Source organism: Kocuria sp. ZOR0020, from assembly GCF_000800955.1.
GTDB lineage: Bacteria > Actinomycetota > Actinomycetes > Actinomycetales > Micrococcaceae > Kocuria > Kocuria subflava.
In genome coordinates this window covers 28,442-47,176 of the sequence record NZ_JROX01000159.1, presented here as the reverse complement: position 1 = coordinate 47,176, position 18,735 = coordinate 28,442, and the positions used below count along the sequence as shown (strand labels likewise).

17 protein-coding genes are annotated in these 18,735 nt (G+C 65.3%); 10 read left to right on the top strand and 7 right to left on the bottom strand.

Translation table 11 applies throughout. The annotated features are described in order from the left end of the window. Window positions 1–282: hypothetical protein (locus tag L979_RS09925; protein WP_047692039.1), on the bottom strand; the 282-nt coding region annotated here is incomplete at its 3' end. A gap of 21 nt (window positions 283–303) precedes the next feature. Next, on the bottom strand, window positions 304–1,905 hold the full coding sequence (sepH, locus tag L979_RS09920) for a septation protein SepH (protein ID WP_047692038.1): 1,602 nt from the start codon (window positions 1,903–1,905) through the stop codon (window positions 304–306). Window positions 1,906–2,283: 378 nt separating this feature from the next. Between sepH and L979_RS09915 the strand changes: the two genes are divergently transcribed. Continuing rightward, on the top strand, window positions 2,284–2,583 hold the full coding sequence (locus L979_RS09915) for a DUF4193 domain-containing protein (RefSeq protein ID WP_047692037.1): 300 nt from the start codon (window positions 2,284–2,286) through the stop codon (window positions 2,581–2,583). 81 nt (window positions 2,584–2,664) lie between these two features. On the opposite strand, the gene L979_RS09910 is transcribed toward L979_RS09915, so the two are convergent. Beyond that, entirely contained in the window at window positions 2,665–3,177 is a 513-nt protein-coding gene (locus tag L979_RS09910; RefSeq protein ID WP_081994256.1) for a DUF3093 domain-containing protein, read from the bottom strand. Between the two features lie 89 nt (window positions 3,178–3,266). Between L979_RS09910 and dut the strand changes: the two genes are divergently transcribed. The 4 genes from dut to L979_RS09890 all read left to right on the top strand — a co-directional run bounded on the left by dut (window position 3,267) and on the right by L979_RS09890 (window position 5,674). After that, entirely contained in the window at window positions 3,267–3,740 is a 474-nt protein-coding gene (dut, locus tag L979_RS09905) for a dUTP diphosphatase (protein ID WP_052209754.1), read from the top strand. Window positions 3,741–3,834: 94 nt separating this feature from the next. Further along, the gene (locus L979_RS09900; protein ID WP_047692036.1) at window positions 3,835–4,581 is read left to right on the top strand and encodes a DUF3710 domain-containing protein; all 747 of its coding nucleotides are present in this window, start codon (window positions 3,835–3,837) and stop codon (window positions 4,579–4,581) included. Then, window positions 4,578–4,970, top strand: a complete 393-nt coding sequence (locus tag L979_RS09895; protein WP_052209753.1) for a hypothetical protein — start codon at window positions 4,578–4,580, stop codon at window positions 4,968–4,970. Before L979_RS09900 ends, L979_RS09895 begins: the two co-directional genes overlap by 4 nt. After that, window positions 4,967–5,674 (top strand): DUF3159 domain-containing protein, encoded by a 708-nt coding sequence (locus L979_RS09890; protein WP_047692035.1) that lies wholly within the window; start codon window positions 4,967–4,969, stop codon window positions 5,672–5,674. Before L979_RS09895 ends, L979_RS09890 begins: the two co-directional genes overlap by 4 nt. Window positions 5,675–5,708: 34 nt before the next feature. Here the strand turns inward: L979_RS09890 and L979_RS09885 are convergent, their stop codons facing one another. Then, window positions 5,709–6,365 (bottom strand): TrkA family potassium uptake protein, encoded by a 657-nt coding sequence (locus L979_RS09885; protein WP_047692034.1) that lies wholly within the window; start codon window positions 6,363–6,365, stop codon window positions 5,709–5,711. Further along, complete coding sequence (locus L979_RS09880; protein WP_047692033.1) at window positions 6,362–7,093, bottom strand: TrkA family potassium uptake protein; 732 nt, start codon at window positions 7,091–7,093, stop codon at window positions 6,362–6,364. Before L979_RS09880 ends, L979_RS09885 begins: the two co-directional genes overlap by 4 nt. A gap of 122 nt (window positions 7,094–7,215) precedes the next feature. Between L979_RS09880 and L979_RS09875 the strand changes: the two genes are divergently transcribed. The 5 genes from L979_RS09875 to L979_RS14685 all read left to right on the top strand — a co-directional run bounded on the left by L979_RS09875 (window position 7,216) and on the right by L979_RS14685 (window position 16,473). Further along, window positions 7,216–9,204 (top strand): APC family permease, encoded by a 1,989-nt coding sequence (locus L979_RS09875; RefSeq protein ID WP_047692032.1) that lies wholly within the window; start codon window positions 7,216–7,218, stop codon window positions 9,202–9,204. Beyond that, complete coding sequence (locus L979_RS09870; RefSeq protein WP_231559487.1) at window positions 9,201–10,703, top strand: class I SAM-dependent RNA methyltransferase; 1,503 nt, start codon at window positions 9,201–9,203, stop codon at window positions 10,701–10,703. Before L979_RS09875 ends, L979_RS09870 begins: the two co-directional genes overlap by 4 nt. 228 nt (window positions 10,704–10,931) lie before the next feature. Continuing rightward, window positions 10,932–13,613, top strand: coding sequence for an aconitate hydratase AcnA (gene acnA / locus L979_RS09865; RefSeq protein ID WP_047692031.1), 2,682 nt, complete (start codon window positions 10,932–10,934; stop codon window positions 13,611–13,613). Window positions 13,614–13,934: 321 nt separating this feature from the next. Next, window positions 13,935–15,929 (top strand): 1-deoxy-D-xylulose-5-phosphate synthase, encoded by a 1,995-nt coding sequence (dxs, locus tag L979_RS09860; protein WP_047692030.1) that lies wholly within the window; start codon window positions 13,935–13,937, stop codon window positions 15,927–15,929. 139 nt (window positions 15,930–16,068) lie between these two features. After that, complete coding sequence (locus L979_RS14685) at window positions 16,069–16,473, top strand: hypothetical protein (RefSeq protein WP_052209752.1); 405 nt, start codon at window positions 16,069–16,071, stop codon at window positions 16,471–16,473. A 158-nt stretch (window positions 16,474–16,631) separates the two neighbouring features. Here L979_RS14685 and L979_RS09850 read toward each other — a convergent pair whose 3' ends face one another. Both L979_RS09850 and L979_RS09845 read right to left on the bottom strand, forming a co-directional pair. Then, window positions 16,632–17,864 (bottom strand): HRDC domain-containing protein, encoded by a 1,233-nt coding sequence (locus L979_RS09850; RefSeq protein ID WP_052209759.1) that lies wholly within the window; start codon window positions 17,862–17,864, stop codon window positions 16,632–16,634. Between the two features lie 207 nt (window positions 17,865–18,071). Next, window positions 18,072–18,689 carry a DUF3000 family protein gene (locus L979_RS09845; protein ID WP_052209758.1) on the bottom strand — a complete coding sequence of 206 codons (618 nt, stop codon included), beginning with the start codon at window positions 18,687–18,689 and terminating at the stop codon, window positions 18,072–18,074. Window positions 18,690–18,735: the final 46 nt, after the last annotated feature.

The following is an 18,735-nucleotide window of genomic DNA, read 5'->3' as shown; positions in this document are numbered from 1 at the left end:
CTGCTCCCCTGTACCGGCGGCATCATCTGACTCACCGGAGGTGGCCAGCACCACCAGGTACACCGCTCCGGCCAGCACCAGGGCAGCAACCAGACCCAGCAGCACAGCGGCCAGCGCTTTGCTGCGCCCCGTGACACCACTGCGCTGAGGATCTTGCATGGGCAGCGCGGCGGTGGCGGCACCTTCAAGGGACGAGGCGTGCGCTTGTGTGGAGAGGTTCTCCGTGGGGGGTTCTTGCCGTCCGGACGGTTCGGGAGCAGAGGGGGGTGGAGTTGATGACATGGTGGGGGGATCCTGGTCCGATCAGTCGTCGGTCTTGGCGCCGAACACGATCTCGTCCCAGCTGGGAACGGAGGAGCGTGACCGCTTGGAGTTCACTCGGCCACGGGGCCGCGGACGCGCAGCGGGTTCTTGTGCTGCGGAGTCTGCATCGGCAGCGGGGAACTCGTCCGACTGCTGCTCGGCGACGGTGTCAGTGGATTCAGTCGCAGTGTTCTGGCCCGCCGCATCACCGGTGTTGGCTTCGGCGCCGTCCGTGGGCTCTTGGTGAGCCTGCTGGGAAGTTTCCTCAGCCTGATTCGTATGCGCACCCTGTTCCTTCCGGGCACCGCGCAGGTGCGTCACCGTGTCCTGGGAGGCCTTGGCGGCGACCGAGGATTCCTCCTGGTCAGCCTGGGATGACGTGTCCAACGGACGGGCGTCGTCGTCTGTGATCTCAACCACCGGCGTGGCCGGCTTGGTGCGCTCATCGGCGCGGCCCAGGTGGTGGATGGTGGCCTCTTGTGTGGGGGCTTCCTGATCGGCACCGGCTTCATCGGAACGCGTCTGGGTGTGGGATACAGCGTCAGAACCAGCACTCTGGTCCGCATCACCCTGAGCGGCGTGAGCGGGGCCGTCAAAGAGCGTGGAGTCCTGCGGGGCGGAAATCGGGCGCGGGTGGCGGTCCACGTGACCCATGTTCCGACCCAGGATTTCGGCCAGGTGGTCATCCGAGTCGGTGTCCTGCCCCAGTCGCCGGCCACGGCGTGCCTCCAGGACCTCCAGCAACTCGTCCGTGTCCTGTGCGGAGGCACCTTGGGCGGCCGTGGTGGGCTGCCGCGCGTCACCGCTTGCGGAGGCCGCGTCAGGGGCGGGCTCGGCCACGGGCTCAGCGACGTCTGCGGCCGGCTGTTCAGGTGCCGGTTCGGGGGTCGACGACGGCGCAACTGCGTGCGTTGTGGCCTGTGTACGCGGTGCACCGAACAGGCTGTCACTGCCTGAGAGAGCTCGTGAGTCCTCCGGGGTTGTGGTCAAGAGACGAGCCCATTGATTGTCAGCCGTGACGGTCAGGCCGGCCGGGTTGAAGATCCATTGGGCGGCAGGTTGCTGGTCCACCACGTCCTGTGGTGTGACAGCGGGGTTGCTCAAACGGAACCGGACTGTGACCTGCCACTGCTGGTCGGGACGCTGCCAGGCGTCCCAGTCCAAGGACGTGGTGGCCACACCCAGATCAGCAGCGTGGGATGCCACGGTTCGGGCCAGGGTCTGGGGTTCGCCGTCGAACACGGAGCGGAAGCTGGCGTTGCGGGGCGTGCCGGTGACCACCTCCACCTTCTGGGCCTCACGTGCCACGTGGGCGCGTTCGGCCAGGATGGGCCACTCGTAGCGCTTCACCCGGGCAGCCTCCCAGCCGGACTCCTCCACGATGTCATCCACCGTGGCACCGGCCCGGAAGCGTGCCTGGATCTCACGGGGGCCGAAATCCCCGGAGACGTTGGTGTTGCGTCGTGGTGCCACGCGGCGTGCACGTTGCACGGTGCCGCGCAGTTGCTGGTCCAGCACAAGCAGGAAGCGCCCGCCGGTTGCATCCTGGAGGACCAGGTGCTCGCCGTCGTCGTGAACGCCCACAAGGCGCAATTCATCCATGCTTCTCCAGCCTCCGCTACAGATTTTCGGGTTCTCGAGTGCGGCGGGACGGGCTGGCACGGTCCTCACCGGCAGTGGCGGGGGAGGGTGTGTGCAGCCCATGTGGGGAAGTGGCACTCAGTGTTGTGGAGCAGTCTAATGGGCGCTGCCGCTGCGCGACATTTTGGTGCTGACCACGTCACACACAGCCTACTTAGCAGTGAGTTGCATCACATCTGTTCGGCAACCGTCCGTTGTCAGCGGCTGTGGTTGGATTTTTGAGACTTCATGGTGAACAATCTCAGCGACACGGGCCGACGTCGCCACTCGAGTTCCCCCACTGGAGGGCGCGTTCTCCGCCTACGTTTACACACAGTTCTTTGCATGGATGGGAACGAGATGGCCACAGATTACGACGCACCGCGCAAGCAAGACGAGGAACTCAAGGAAGACTCCATTGAGGAGTTGAAGTCACGCCGCGGCGGCCAGCAGTCCGCCAGCGTTGACGAGGACGAGGCAGTGGCAGCAGAGAGTTTTGAGCTGCCCGGTGCTGATCTGTCCCATGAGGAACTCTCCGTTGTGGTGCTGCCGGCCCAGGAAGACGAGTTCACCTGCGGGTCATGTTTCCTGGTACGTCACCGGTCCCAGGTGGCTGAGGAGCGCAACGGTCTGAAGATTTGCGTCGAGTGCGCCGGCTGAGACACGCATGAAAAACCCCACGCATCCGCGTGGGGTTTTTTCTTGCCCAGGGCTTTACCGTCCCAGGGGAGTGGCCGAGCATCAGCCGTTGAGGATCTCGGCCAACAGTGCGGGGCGGCGGGTGGAAGCCAACCAGTACGGGGTGGGATCCACGGGATCGGTGATCTCGATCCGGCAGATCGGCCCCACGGAGGCAGAGAAGTTCATGTAGGCGCGGGCATCCAGTTGTGGCCCGCGCACCTGCCGGATCTCCTGGGGGTCGGTGAAGGGTTCCACCAGGCCCACGAACCTGCGCTCGATCCGTGCTCGGCCCACTTGCAGGTCGTGATCAGTCACCACAATGGCTGTGGCTCGTGTGTAGGCCACCACGGCGCAGATGGCTACCGCCAGCAGCGCGCCCACAATGCCCAACCACATGGCAATGGGTGCCAGGGCAATCAGCACGGAGAGTCCAAAGCCCAGGAACAGCAGCCACATCCACCACGCCGGGTTCAAACGCTCGTGGTAGAGCACGGTGTTCTCCACGGCGGGAAAGTCTTGGGCGGAGGTGTTCTCCACAGGTGCGTGAGGTGAAGGGTTGTTGTCCTGCGTCATGATCGCCATGATCTCACGTCTGCAGGGATGCGCCCGGGGCAGCGGAGCCGAATGGGGTCTTGGCGCAGGCATGGTTAAAGTGGGGCACTGTGACCGACCCTCACCAGAACCATCAGGCTCCGCAACGGCTCCAACTGCGCATTCAGCGACTGGACCCTGATCTGCCGTTGCCGGTGAACGCGCGGCCGGGGGATGCCGGAATGGACTTGCGCGCCCGGGAGTCCGTTGTTCTGGAACCCGGTCAACGTGCGTTGATTCCCACGGGCGTGGCCATCGCCGTCCCGGAAGGGTGGGCCGGTTTTGTGAACCCTCGCTCCGGATTGGCCGCCAAACATGGCATCACGGTGGTCAACGCGCCCGGAACAGTGGATTCTGGGTACAGGGGTGAAGTCAAGGTCACCGTGCTCAACACTGATACCACCCACGCCTTCCGCATCGAACGTGGAGACCGGATTGCTCAGCTGGTCCTCCAACGGGTGGCGGTGGTAGACGTCGTCGAAGTGACTGAACTGGATGTCACTGAGCGTGGCGACCAAGGATTCGGGTCCTCCGGCAGTCAGTGAAGCACCGCGCCGGGACCTCCCGGGCGCGGCGCACCCGCCGAAGGACCGGCAGCCCCGCCTTCCGCTCATCCAGAGATTTGAGAGAAACCCAGAAATGTTTGGACGCAAGAAGAAGAACGCAGACTCCCCGGAGGCTTCGGCGAGCGCATCTCAGGCTGAGACCGCGCCGTTCAACGACGACGACGTCCGCGCGAACGGCCCGTACGACGTTTCCGAGATCGAATCCAAGGATGACTACCTGGATCTGGGCTCCATCCTGATCAAGCCCCAGCCCGGTGTGGGGTTGCGGCTGGAAGTGGATGAAAAGACCAAGCGCCCACGGGCCATCACTTTGGACGTGGCAGGCTCCACAGCCCAGGTCCAAGCGTTCGCCGCCCCCAAGACCGCCGGGCTGTGGGAGGAGATCCGCCAGGACCTCACCACCTCCCTACAGGGCAACAACGGTGCTCCGGAAGCCGTGGAGGGGACCTTCGGCACCGAGCTGCGCGCGCGGTTCCCAGCTAAGACCTCCCAAGGAACCACCGGCTACCGTCCTGCCCGATTCGTGGGAATCGATGGCCCACGCTGGTTCTTGCGCACCGTGATCTCCGGTGCAGCGGCCATCGATCCCGAGGCCTCCAAGAAGTTCGACGAACTGATTCGCGGCCTGGTGGTGGTTCGCGGCAAGGATCCCATGCCTCCCCGTGACCTGCTGCCCCTGAACGTCCCGGAGGGTGCCCAACGAGTGGGCCCCGCCCAAGGCAGCGCACCTCCTGCCCGGCCGCAGAACAATGGCTCAGCTCAGTCCAGTACGACCACGCAGCCGCCGGAACGTGGCCCGGAGATCGCGGAGGTCCGGTGACTGACCCGAGCGTTCCGTGCACGGCCTCCATGTCCTCCGTGTTGACGCGCTCCATGCCGGTGGCGGTCACCCCGGTGGCAGACGTTGATCTGACCACGCGCGCAGGAGGGGCCCGCCAATCAGTCCGGGCCGCCGGTGTGGTGGCTGAGGTGGGAGTGGCACCTGCTCAGGCAACCGCACAGTTCACCGCCTTGTTGATGGCCACCAACCACCGCGATCCCAAGGCGCAGCCCACCCCCGTGCGCCTGGTGTGGCAAGGCCAGCGCGCAGTACCCGGTGTGGCCGTGGGCGTTGTCCTGGACTGCGTGGGACTGCTGTGCAGCAGGGAGAACCAGCCCACCATTTTCAACCCCCGGTACGAGATCGTGGCCAAGAAGGTGCAACGGTGACTTCCTCCCCAACGGAGCCCCACGGGAAGCCGGAACAGAACACGGATCCGTCAGCCGATCAGGTCGCTGCGGCCTACGCCCAGCGCTCAGGGATGCGGCGCACCGCAGACGGCCACCTGGACGTGATGCACGCGATCGGTGGCTGGCGCGGTTTGACAGAAGCCCTGCTGCCCGGCGCGCTGTTCCTGACGGTGTTGATCATCACGAACCAGTTGGGCACGGCCCTGGTAGGTGCCCTGGCCGTGGCCGTGGTGTTCACGGTGGTGCGGCTGGTGCAGCGTCAGACGTTGGTCCAAGCCGTTTCCGGACTTATCGGCGTGGGCATCTGCGCATTGTTTGCCAACACCACAGGGGAGGCCCGGGACTACTACACTCCTGGTTTCTTCATCAACGCCGCCTACGGTCTGGTGTTGCTGATCTCCATGGCCGTTCGCTGGCCGATTTTGGGCGTGGTCTTCGGTTACATCCGCGGTGAAGGCACCGGATGGCGCGCGGATCCGCTGCGCATGAAGGCTTACCGTCTGGCCACGGGATTCGTGGTGGCCATGTTCGCCGCCCGCCTGGCCGTTCAGCTTCCGCTGTACTTTGCCGACGACGTCGCCGCCCTGGGGATCGCGCGATTGGTCATGGGCGTGCCGCTGTATGCCATGGTGCTGTGGTTGGCTTGGATGGTCTCGCGCCCGCAGGCTTCCGCGGTCCGCTGAGCAGCCCGGATTCAGGTTCCTTAAGCCCGCTGATTCAGCGACTGAACAACACCTGGAGCTGATGTTCACCGTCGCCGGTGGCCAGGAAGAACAGTTCATCCTCGGCCTCGATGACATCGTCGCGGGTGGGTGCAATGGGCATCCCGTCACGCAGGATGGCCACCAGAGTGGCATCCTGTGGCCAGGGGACCTCTCCCACGGTGGTGGCGATGACGGTGTGTCCGTGGGGCACGGTGAATGCGTTGAGCGTGGCGCGGTCCGATTGCAGGTTGAGCAGGCGCACCACATCACCCACCTCAACGGCCTCCTCCACCAAGGCGGTGATCAGTCGCGGCGTGGAGACCGCCACGTCAACGCCCCAGGCTTGGTCGAACATCCATTCGTTCTTAGGGTTGTTGACCCGCCCCACGGTGCGCGGCACACCGAACTCGGAGCGTGCCATGATGGAGACCACCAGATTGACCTTGTCGTCCCCGGTGGCTGCCACCATCACGTCCATCTGCTCCAACTCCGCCTCACGCAAAATGGCGGGATCACAGGCATCCCCCACGATCCACCCGCTGTTGCGCAGATCCGCACGCCCGATTGCATCGGGTTTCTCATCGATCACCAGGACCTCATGACCGTGCCCGGCCAGTTCGCGAACGATCGAGGAGCCCACCGCGCCCGCACCCACCACTGCCACCTTCATGCCTGATCGACCCCTTCGCTGTTCTCATCATTCAGGTGCATGGACTGGGCCATCTCCTTCACCTCTGCCGACGGCGGTTGGGCGAGCACACGGGCGACGTCGTCGATGGCGTCAATGTGCATCATGGCGTGCACGATGTCCCCCTTCTGATAGCTGGTGGAGGCCCCCGGCAGAATGCCCTCACCGAATCGGGTGACAAAGGCGATCCGGACACCCGTGGCCTCTTGTATGGCGTCCAGATGGAATCCGGACCATGAGTCGTGCAGGGCGAGCTCACCCAACTGCAACCGGCCGGAGGCTTCCCGCCAGTCACCGGCAATGCGCTGTTCAGGGAGCATCCGACGCAGCACCTGATCGGCTGACCACCGCACGGCTGCCACTGTGGGGATGCCCAACCGCTGGTAGAACTCGGCGCGGGCAGGGTCATAAATGCGGGCCACCACACGCTGTACGCCAAAGGTTTCGCGGGCCACGCGGGTGGCCAGGATGTTGGCGTTGTCCCCGCTGGAGACGGCCGCAAACGCGTACGCCTGTTCAATGCCTGCCCGGCGCAGGACGTCACGGTCGAATCCGTGGCCGGTGACTTTCTTGCCACTGAAGGTGGAGCGCAGGCGGCGCAGTGAACGGTCGTCCTGATCAATCACTGCCACGGAGTGGCCTGAATCCTCCAAGGCTTGGGCCAACATGACTCCCACGCGGCCGGCGCCCATGATCACAAAATGCGGCATGAGTTCAGATTAGTCGGGCCGTTCCGGCGGGGCAGGTGGGCGCGGGTGATTCACATGGGGAGCTGGTGTGGTGGTGGCAACACGGGCCTGGTCCGGTGCACAGGGGCAGACAGGACTAGCCTGTGGCCGTGAACCTTTTCCATGCCGTGCGGACCACCTTGGTGGGGCGCCCCCTGCACAACGCACGGTTTGCTGACACCGCCCTGTCCAAGCGAACCGGTCTGCCGGTGTTCTCCGCCGATGCTCTGTCCTCAGTGGCCTATGCACCGGATGAGATCGTGCTGACCTTGGCCCTTGCCGGTGTGGCAGCGGTGGCCATTTCGCCCTGGGTGGGACTGGCAGTGGTGCTGGTCATGGCGGTGGTGGTGGCCGCCTACCGTCAAAACGTGCGGGCCTATCCCTCCGGTGGCGGTGACTTTGAGATCGCCTCCAAGAATGTTGGACGCAAAGCCGGCGTGGTGGTGGGTGCGGCCCTGATGGTGGACTTCACCTTGGTGGTGGCGGTCTCCATGTCAGCGGCCGCGCAATACCTGGCGGCAGCTTTCCCCAGCCTGATCGATCACCGCACGGCCGTTGCCCTGGTGGGCATTGTGGTGGCGGGGCTGTTGAATCTGCGTGGGCTGCGGTTCATGGGTCGGGCCACGGTTGTTCCCACCTATGTCTTCATCACCGTCATGCTGGTGTTGATCGGCACAGGCTTGGTGGAATCCCGCACCGGTTCCCTGGACCCGGCGCCTTCCGCTGCATGGGAGGTGCTCCCGGCAGGCGGCTCGGACACGGTGTGGACCACGCTGGGCATGATCATGTTGATTCTGCGGGCGTTCTCCTCGGGGGCCGTGGCCGTGACCGGTGTGGAATCAGTCTCCGGTTCCGTGCAGTACCTCAAGAAGCCACGGGCTGCCAATGCCGCGACCATCCTGACCATCATGGGCGTGATCTCCGCCGTGCTGCTGATGGGAGTCATGTACCTGGTGCAGCGCACCGGTGCCGTGGTGGTTCTGGACCCGGCCACGCAGTTGCGAATCAACGGTCACGCGCCGGAGGAGCACTTCTACCAGAACCCGTTGTTGGGTCAGCTGGCACGTGCGGTGTTCGGCCTGGAAACCCCCATGTTCTACGTGGTCATTGGGGCCACGGTGTTGGTGCTCATGGTGGCTGCCTCCACGGCATTCTCCGGATTCCCTGCCCTGGGATCCCGGCTGGCCCGTGATTCGTTCCTGCCACGTCAGCTCAAGGCCCGCGGGGACCGGTTCGCCTTCACCAACGGCATCATCGCCTTGTTGGTGGCAGCCGCCGTTCTGGTGGTGGTCTTCCGCGCCAACGTCAATGACCTGGTGCAGCTCTACGTGGTGGGTGTCTTCACCTCCTTCACGGTGACCCAGGCCGGCATGGTCCGGCACTGGAAGCGGCAGCGCAGAAACGTGCACCAGCCGCAGCAACGTCGTCGTCTGGTGGGGCCGGCAGTGCTGGCCTGTGTGGCTCTGGTCTTCTCTGCCACGGTGCTGGTGATCGTGCTGGTCACCAAATTCGCGCAGGGTGCGTGGATCACGCTGCTGGCCATGGCTGTGCTGGGCGGGCTGATGCTAGCCATCCGCAAGCATTACGACGCCGTGGACCGGGAACTGGTGCTGGCCAAGAACTCTTCCGCAAGGGCACTGCCATCCCGGGTGCACGCCATGATCATCGTGCCCTCGGTGCGCAAGCCGACCATGCGTGCCCTGGCCTACGCGCGCGCTTCACGTCCGTCCACACTGGAAGCCTTGGTGGTGGATGTGTCGCCGGCGGTGACCTCCCGCATTCTGGAGGACTGGCAGCGCCTGGAGGTTCCTGTGCCCGTCACGGTCCTGGATGCCCCGTACCGCAATTCCGTGCAGCCCGTGATCGATCACCTTCACCGGGTCCGACGCCGCTCCCCACGGGACCTTGTTGTGGTCTACATCCCGGAGTACGTGGTGGGCTCCTGGTGGGAGCGGGTGCTGCACAACCAGTCCACGGCCGCCTTGGCGCATCGATTGCGTCTTGAACCCGGGGTCATGATTGCTTCGGTACCCTGGCACGTTGATTCCCATGCCGCTGACCGCCCGGCATCCACCTCCACGGAGAACACGTGAACCTTGTGAACCGCGAGCACCACGGCCCGGAACTGATCCTGACACCGCACGCCTGGGCCCACGGCGGGCACACCGTGGCACGCACGGATCAGGGTCGTGTGGTGTTCGTCCGGCATGCGGATGTGGGGGAGCAGGTCCGGGTACGTCTGACCGAGCACCAGCCAGAGGCCAAGTTCTGGCGCGGGGACGCCGTTGAGGTGCTCACGGGCTCCGAACACCGACGCGAGCACCACCCGTGGGCAGCCGCTGACGCCGTTCTGTGCGCCTCCGACGGCGCTCAGCCCGTGGGAGGAGCTGAGCTGGGCCACCTCTCCGTGTCCCGCCAGCGCCAGATCAAGACCCAGGTGCTTCATGAGCTGCTGGGTGGGATCGGTGGACTGAGGCCTGAGGAACTGGAGGACCTTCAGCCCATCGTGACCTCCCTGCCGTACGAAGACCCTTTGGGGCTGCAGTGGCGCACCCGCGCCCACTTTGCGGTCAACGACGACGGCGTCATCGCCATGCACCCGCACCGCAGTGACCACCTGGTTGCGGTGGATGACTTTCCGCTCATGGTCCCCGCCTTGCGCAACCTGAACCTGGCCCAGGCCGATCTGCGGGGTGTGGTGCGAGTGGATGTGGCTGCACCCAGCGGGGAAGCGGGTCCTCTGGTCCTGGTCACGCCACCATCAGCGGGGGATGCGGACCTGCCGGAACGACTTCAAGCTGGGCTGGTGTCCCACCTGCAATCGGTCTCCCCGGAGGCATCCCTGGTTCTGGGGCCGGCCGAGGGGGTGCGTGGCGAACCGGCAGTGCTCATGGGCCGGGGCCACACGCAAGAACGTGTGGGCGATCTGACCTGGACGGTTTCCGCCGGAGGATTCTGGCAAATCCACCGGCAGGCACCATCCACATTGCTGCCCCGGATCAGCCAAGCGGCAGGGCTTGAACCCGGACAGACCGTGCTGGACCTGTACTCAGGCGCCGGGTTGTTCACAGCGGCCCTGGCACAGACCGTGGGGGAGTCCGGGCGGGTGGTGGCTGTTGAGGGATCGCCGGTCACCAGCGCGGATGCCGCCGCCACATTTGCCGAGCTTCCCCACGTGGACGTTGAGCGCGGGGAGGTGGAACGCAGCCTGGCCCGGATCTGGCCGGAGCGTGTTCGGGCCCCGCGTGGGCGTCACGGCGCTCGCAGCCAGGGCACTCAAGGCAGTGGGGGAACTCGCCGCAGGCGGTCTGGTTCTGAGCTCCGCAGCAGTGGCAACGGCAAGCGTCCCGCTGTGGCGAGCCCCGACGTCGTGGTTCTGGATCCCCCGCGGGCCGGTGCTGGCAAAGCTGTGGTGGATGCCATTCACGCGCTGCAACCGCAGCGGGTGGTCTACCTGTCCTGCGACCCGGCAACGTTGGCGCGGGACCTGGCGCGGTTCCGGCACCACGGTTGGCAGATCCGATCCATCTCCGGACTGGACATGTACCCCAACACCCACCACCTGGAAACCCTGGTGACCCTCACCCGGTGAGGTTGGCACAGGGGGTCAGCGGCTGACTGTGCAGCAGCCGGGTGACAAATTGTCGTCAAACGGAGTCGTAAGACGGCGTCGCAACCTGTGCAGGTGTCTGAAAGCGGTATATTGGGCGGCGACTGCCGGGACGTCGACGTCGCCGGCCGGCCACGAGTGCCGGTCACGGAAGCGACCCCATGACGTCCGCGGTACAGCACAACCGTGGCGAGAGGAGTTCCGGGCAATATGAGCACCGTGGACAGTTTCGGAGCCAAGGGCGTTCTTGACGTCAATGGCAAAGAGTATGAGATTTACCGTCTGAACGCGCTGGAAGGAGCAAAGAAGCTCCCGTTCAGCCTCAAGGTTTTGTTGGAAAACCTGCTGCGTACCGAGGACGGAGCGAACATCACCCAGGCCCACATCGAGGCCCTGGCCAACTGGGATCCATCCGCCCAGCCCAACACGGAGATCCAGTTCACCCCTGCCCGTGTGATCATGCAGGACTTCACCGGCGTGCCCTGCATCGTGGACCTTGCCACCATGCGTGAGGCCATTGCCGAACTCGGCGGCGACCCCGCCCGTGTGAACCCGCTGGCACCCGCCGAGCTGGTCATCGACCACTCCGTGCAGATCGACTCCTTCGGTAACAGCCAGGCGATCGAGCGCAACATGGACATCGAGTACCAGCGCAACGGGGAGCGTTACCAGTTCCTGCGCTGGGGCCAGACCGCATTCGACGACTTCAAGGTTGTCCCCCCGGGCATGGGCATTGTCCACCAGGTCAACATTGAGAACCTGGCTCGCGTGGTCATGACCCGCGAGGTCGACGGCGTGACCCGGGCCTACCCGGACACCTGCGTGGGCACCGACTCCCACACCACCATGGAGAACGGCATCGGCGTTCTCGGCTGGGGCGTGGGTGGCATCGAGGCCGAGGCAGCCATGCTGGGCCAGCCCATCTCCATGCTGATCCCGCGTGTGGTCGGCTTCAAGCTCACCGGAGAGATCCCCTCCGGCGCCACCGCCACCGACGTCGTGCTGACCATCACGGAGATGCTGCGCGCCCACGGTGTGGTCGGCAAGTTCGTGGAGTTCTACGGCGAAGGCGTGGGTGCGGTGCCGCTGGCCAACCGCGCCACCATTGGCAACATGAGCCCCGAGTTCGGTTCCACCGCCGCGATCTTCCCGATCGACGACGTCACCATGGACTACTTGCGCCTGACCGGGCGCTCCGCCGAGCAGGTTGCTCTGGTGGAGGCCTACACCAAGGAACAGGGGATGTGGCACGATCCCTCCCGCGAGATCGAGTTCTCCGAGTACCTGGAACTGGACCTCTCCACCGTGGTGCCGTCCATCTCCGGACCCAAGCGCCCCCAGGACCGCATCGAGCTGTCCAAGTCCAAGGAGCAGTTCGCCAAGGACATCACCAACTACCCGTCCTCCAAGGGCGCGGAGTCGGCATCGGTGTCCATGGCAGACGGCCGCGAGTTCGAGTTGGAGACCGGTGCGGTCTCGATCGCTTCGATCACCTCCTGCACCAACACCTCCAACCCGTCCGTGATGATGGCTGCCGCCGTGCTGGCCCGCAATGCGGTGGAGAAGGGGCTCAAGGCCAAGCCGTGGGTCAAGACCTCCATTGCCCCGGGCTCCAAGGTGGTCACCGACTATTACGAGAAGTCCGGCCTGGTCCCTGCACTGCAGGAGCTCGGCTTCTACATCGTGGGTTACGGCTGCACCACCTGCATCGGCAACTCCGGCCCGCTCGAGGATGAGATCTCCCAGGCGATCCAGGACAACGACCTCGCCGTGACCTCGGTGCTTTCCGGCAACCGTAACTTTGAGGGCCGTATCAACCCGGACATCAAGATGAACTACCTGGCCTCCCCGCCGCTGGTGGTCGCTTACGCTCTGGCCGGCAACATGGACTTCGACTTCGAGTCCCAGGCCCTGGGCCAGGATGCCGATGGCAACGACGTCTTCCTGAAGGACATCTGGCCGGATCCGGCCGAGGTCCAGAAGATCATCGACGCCTCGATCGACACGGAGATGTTCACCAACGAGTACGGCACCATCTTTGACGGGGATGAGCGCTGGCAGAACCTGGACACCCCCACGGGCAAGGTCTTCGAGTGGGATGAGAACTCCACCTACGTGCGCAAGCCACCGTACTTTGAGGGCATGACCATGGAGACCACCCCGGTCTCCGACATCGAGGGAGCCCGCGTGCTGCTCAAGCTGGGCGATTCGGTCACCACCGACCACATCTCCCCGGCTGGTTCCTTCAAGTCGGAGACCCCGGCCGGTCAGTACCTGGTGGCCAACGGCGTGGAGCGCAAGGACTTCAACTCCTACGGCTCCCGCCGTGGTAACCACGAGGTCATGATTCGCGGCACCTTTGCCAACATCCGCATCAAGAACCAGCTGCTGGACGGCGTTGAGGGTGGCTTCACCCGCGACTTCACCCAGGAGGGTGGCCCGCAGGCCTACGTCTACGACGCCTCCCAGAACTACCAGGAAGCCGGCACCCCGCTGGTCGTCCTGGCAGGCAAGGAGTACGGCTCCGGTTCCTCGCGTGACTGGGCGGCCAAGGGCACTGCGCTGCTGGGCATCGAGGCCGTGATCGCCGAGTCCTACGAGCGTATCCACCGCTCCAACCTGATCGGCATGGGCGTGCTGCCGCTGCAGTTCCCCGCCGGTGAGTCCGCCGAGTCCCTGAACCTGGATGGCACGGAGACCTTCTCGATCGCAGGAGTCACCGCTCTCAACGAGGGCCAGACCCCCAAGACCGTCAAGGTCACCGCCGCCAAGGAAGACGGCTCCACCGTGGAGTTCGACGCCGATGTTCGCATCGACACCCCAGGTGAGGCCGACTACTACCGCAACGGCGGCATCCTGCAGTACGTGCTGCGCCAGATCGCGGCCAACTGATCAGTTTCCACTGATTGGTTGACGGGTTGGGCCCGCCCCGTCATGCACGGGGCGGGCCCAACTCATGCGGCCAGACCGTCACCGGCTGTCCGGTTGCGCCACGGTCATGTTCGATTTCGCCACTTTTCCGGGCCCCACGTGGTCGCAACCGAACACGGTGGTGGCGGAACCGACCCTGGTTCCGGGGCGCTGACCGGTGGCCACCACGCGGTGCCCCTGGCTCGGTCCACGGCGCCGTCAGAGGGGCCAGATGAAAGCACGGGAGGCCGTGGACGCGTACGATCGATGGATGAGGAACTACCGGGGGCCAGGAGGACAACCATGACCCTGCTCGAGCGCATCAACGGTCCGGAGGACCTGGAGGCACTGTCACAGCAGGAACTGCTTGAACTGGCGCAGGAGATCCGCGACTTCCTGGTGACCAACGTGGCGGCCACGGGCGGTCACCTGGGCCCCAACCTGGGTGTGGTGGAGCTGACGCTTGCCTTGCACCGGGTGTTCGACTCCCCGCGTGACCCCATCGTTTTTGACACGGGGCACCAGTCCTACGTGCACAAGCTGCTAACGGGCCGCCAGGATTTCACCACGCTGCGCCAGGAGGGCGGTTTGGCCGGCTACCCGGATCGCCGGGAGTCAGAGCACGACGTCGTGGAGTCCTCCCACGCATCATCGTCTCTGTCCTGGGCGGACGGCATCTCACGTGCTTTCGGCATGACGGGACAGGGGGACCGGACGGTCGTCGTCGTGGTTGGCGACGGCGCCATGACCGGCGGCATGACCTGGGAGGCTGCCAACAACATTGCCGGGGATCCTGACCGGCGCGTGGTGATTGTGGTCAATGACAACGGCCGTTCCTACGCCCCCACCGTGGGTGGATTGGCCCGCCAACTGCACAACCTCAAAGCGGACGTGCAACAGGGTGTGGACGCCGTGCGAACGGACCGCCGGTACGAGGAACTGCTGACCACCGTCAAGGACGGGTTGAAGAACGCCGGGCCCATCGGCCAGGCCGCCTACCGTGGACTGCACGGGATGAAGGTGGGGCTCAAGGACGTGGTGGTGCCCCACGGGCTGTTCGCGGATCTGGGCATGAAGTACGTGGGACCGGTGGACGGGCACGATCAGGAAGCCTTGGAGCAGGCCCTGCGCAATGCCAAGAACTTTGGTGGGCCCGTGATCGTGCATGCCATCACGGAGAAGGGTCACGGCTATCCGCCGGCGTTGGCGGATGAGGCGGACATGTTCCACGCCGTGGGCACCATCAACCCGGAGACCGGGCAGCCCATGAAGCCCAGCTCAGGGCGCTCCTGGACCGCGGTGTTCGGAGATGAAATCGCAGCGATCGCCGATGAACGCGAAGACATCGTGGGGGTCACCGGGGCCATGTTGATCCCCGTGGGACTGCAGAAGATGCAGGCAGCACACCCGGACCGCGTGGTGGACGTGGGCATTGCCGAACAGCACGCACTAACCATGGCCGCCGGCATGGCCTTCGGCGGCCTGCACCCCGTGGTGGCCCTGTACGCCACCTTCCTGAACCGCGGGTTCGACCAACTCCTGATGGACGTGGCCCTGCACAAGGCCGGGGTGACCGTGGTGCTGGACCGCTCCGGGGTGACCGGACCGGACGGTCCCAGCCATCACGGCATGTGGGACCTTGCCCTGCTGCAGATCGTGCCCGGCCTTCACCTGGCAGCCCCCAGGGATGAACCCAGCCTGGTGGAACAACTGCGTGAGGCCGTTGCCATCAACAATGCTCCCACCGTGATCCGCTACCCCAAGGGCAACGTGGGGCCGCAGATCCCCGCCGTGGAGCGGTTGGAAGACGGCGTTGACGTGCTGCTGCGCACCGGCACCGGTGAAGAGGTGCCGGATCACGACCGTGACGTCCTGTTGGTCTCAGTGGGTTCCATGGCAGAGGTGTGCCTGGATGCCGCTGCGCGCCTGGAAGCACACGGTGTGACCGCCACAGTGGTGGATCCGCGCTGGGTCTTGCCGGTGCCGTCGTCGTTGGCTCGGCTTGCCGGTAACCACCGGATCGTGGTGGTGGTGGAGGACGGCGTGCGTTCAGGTGGCATCGGGTCCCTGGTGCGCCAAAGCCTGCGGGATGCCGGAGTGGACACCGCTCTCAATGAGGTAGGTCTGCCCACCGAGTTCCTGACCCACGCCTCCCGGGACCAGATCCTTCAGAGGGTGGGTTTGACCGCGCAGCGCATTGCCCAGGACACCCTGGCCTCCGTTTTGGGCACCAAGGTTCCGTACGCACGGCCCGTGGATGACAGCGCAGAGACCCACACTCACGTGGGGGAGCGCTGATCCTTGCGGGAGGATCAGAATTCACGACGACGTGCACCGACTTGCGTACGCGCGCCACGTTGTAGCACCCATCACTTCTCAGTAGGCTGAGATCTTGGAGAGCGGGGTGTTCCCGCTGGGCAACGAAAGGAATCCAGAGATGTTGAGGAAAGCTGCATTTGTGGTCGGCTTCGGAGCAGGCTTCCTGGTCGGTTCCTACATGGGTCGCGAGCCGTACGAGAAGGTTCAGGCCAAGGTGACCGGCGTGGTGGAGGACCCTGAGGTCCGCCGCAAGGTCCAGGAAGGTGCGGAGAAGGCTGCGGCCACCGTCAAGGAACAAGCACCCGTGGTGGGGGAGAAGGCTGCTGATGCCGCCAAGTCCGCCACAGCCAAGGCCAAGGAGTCTGCGGGCAATGCCGCCGACGCCGCCAAGGACAAGGCCGATCAGGCCTCCAAGAGCAAGTCCGGGGACGCCACGGACAACCTGGACGGCGCATCCAAGGACGCCGGTGCCCCCAAGCCGGGTCCCGGTCCCGTCCAGCCGACTCCGGGTTCCACCAGCTGAATCGGATTCCATCAGTTGAATCGGAATTCCATTAGCTGAATCCGAGCGTGAACAACTGCCCCGCACCGTGTTGTTGGCGCGGGGCAGTTGTGTGTCTGGCGCTTGTTTGATGTGCCAGGCCCGGGTTTGACCTGCGGGCCCGGGTTTGACGTGCCGGGTCAGGACCCGGGGTGTTGTTGCCCCAGTAGTTCGGCGAGCACGGGGGCTGCCAGGTCGACCTGCCAGGAACGTGCGCCCAGCTCCGTGAGCGTCTGGCCCACTGCGGCTGGGGTGGCAGCGGCGGGCGGATCCCATGCCAGACGGCGCAGGTGTTCAGGCACCAGCATGTTTTCAGTGGGCATGGTGTGTTCTGCCGCCAGATCCGCGATGGCCGGTTTGAAGACCTTCAAGCGGGTGGCCGCCGCGGGGCGTTTGGTCTCCCAGGCCTTGACCGGCGGAAGGGCATCCGAGGCGATGTTGAAGGGCACCAGCTCCTCCTCCCGGCGGGCCTCCTGCAGGGCGGTCAACCACCGGGGGGCTTCACGGGAGGCTGCCCGACCGTGGAAGCCCGGGGTCTTGAGCAGTTGGGGCACCGTGCGGGGCATGGTGATGGCAGCGGCCACCAGCGCTGAGTCAGGCAGCAGACGGCCGGGGGAGACATCCCGGTTCTTGGCCAGCTCCTCCCGGGCAGACCACAGATTCCGCAGGGCGGTGAGTTGACGGCGGTTACGAACCTTGGTGATCCCAGAGGTTCGCCGCCATGGATCCTTGCGCGGTACGGGCTGATCGGCGCTGCGAATGGACTCGAATTCCTCCAGCGCCCAGTCCAACTTGCCCTGTTCACGCAGAAGGTCCTCCACGGCCCACCGCAGCTGTACCAGGACTTCCACGTCCAGAGCGGCGTAGGTCAACCAGGATTCCGGCAGGGGTCGCTTGGACCAGTCCACGGCCGAGTGTTCCTTGGAGAGGGTGAACCCCAGAAGTTCTTCTGTTTCCGCAGCCAGACCCACACGGGCCAGGCCTGCCAGGCGCCCACCCAGTTCGGTGTCAAAGAGCTTATCCGGCCACATGTCCAGGTCCCGTAGGCAGGGGAGGTCCTGGGTTGCTGCATGGAGCACCCACTCAACACCCTTCAGGGCCTCGTTGACCACGGCCAGGGACCCCACGGCCTCCGGGTCGATCAAGATGGTGCCGGTGCCCTCACGCCGCAACTGCACCAGAAAGGCGCGCTGCCCGTACCGGAACCCACTGGCCCGCTCGGTGTCCACGGCCACGGGGCCGTGGCCTGCAGCCAGCTCGCCTGCTGCCCGTTCCACCTGGGAGAAGGAGTTGAGCACGCGGGGGATTCCCTCATGGGGACGGTCCAGGTGGACCGTTTCCGGCACGGTGAAGTCCTCGAATCCCGGTACCACAAGCGCCGGTGCGCTCTGCGTGGCACCGGAGCTGTTGCGCGCCCGGGTGCCACCGTCAGTGGCGTGCTGTGGTGTGCCAGTGGTGCTCACGGTTTGCGGTCAGTTCCTCAGTTCTCCTGTGGCCGATGCAGGCCACGTCCCTACAGGGTGGTGCGCCTCAGATGAGGCCGGCGACTTCTGGGGTTTCGCCCCGATCGCCGTGGCGGGCTAACGGCCGGTCAGGGGGATGACGCCGTCGGTCACCGGGGGCAGACCCGCAAACGTGCAGACCATGTCAGCCCACGCCTCCAGGTGCGCACCAAAGTTCTGGTCCGTGGGGGTCCAGGAGGCACGGAGTTCGACGTCGATGTCCTCACCTGTGTCTGCCAACTGACCGAATCCTTCAGCCACCACCCGTGAGGCGGTGCCGCCTTCACCGGTGAAGGCGGCACCGTTGCGTTCCAGGGATTCCAACAGCCAACTCCAGGCCACGGAGGCCAACATGTGGTCGTGGCCGAGGTCGCGTTCCACCTGAGCCTTGACAAAGGTGACGATCCGGAACTCGTTACCCCATTCCGCGCTGCGGGAGGGGGCGTGGCTCAGGATGAAACGCCCTTCGGCCAGCTCGTCCGAGCCGGTGCGCCCGATCGCGCTCATTCCGGGATAGGAGGCCACCACGGCGGCGCTGGCGGTGGCATCGGTGACGGTGGCGGAAAACGCCACGGAGTCGCTGGGACCCATGGGAACGGAGATCTGATTCAACTCGATCTCCGGGCGGCATTGCGCAGCGCGCAGGGAGGCCACGGCCGCTCGAAAACGACCCAGCCCCTCATGCAAATCAGTCACCGCGCCCACGGGTTCCAGGGTAGGGGCAGCCGTGGGTCACCCTCCG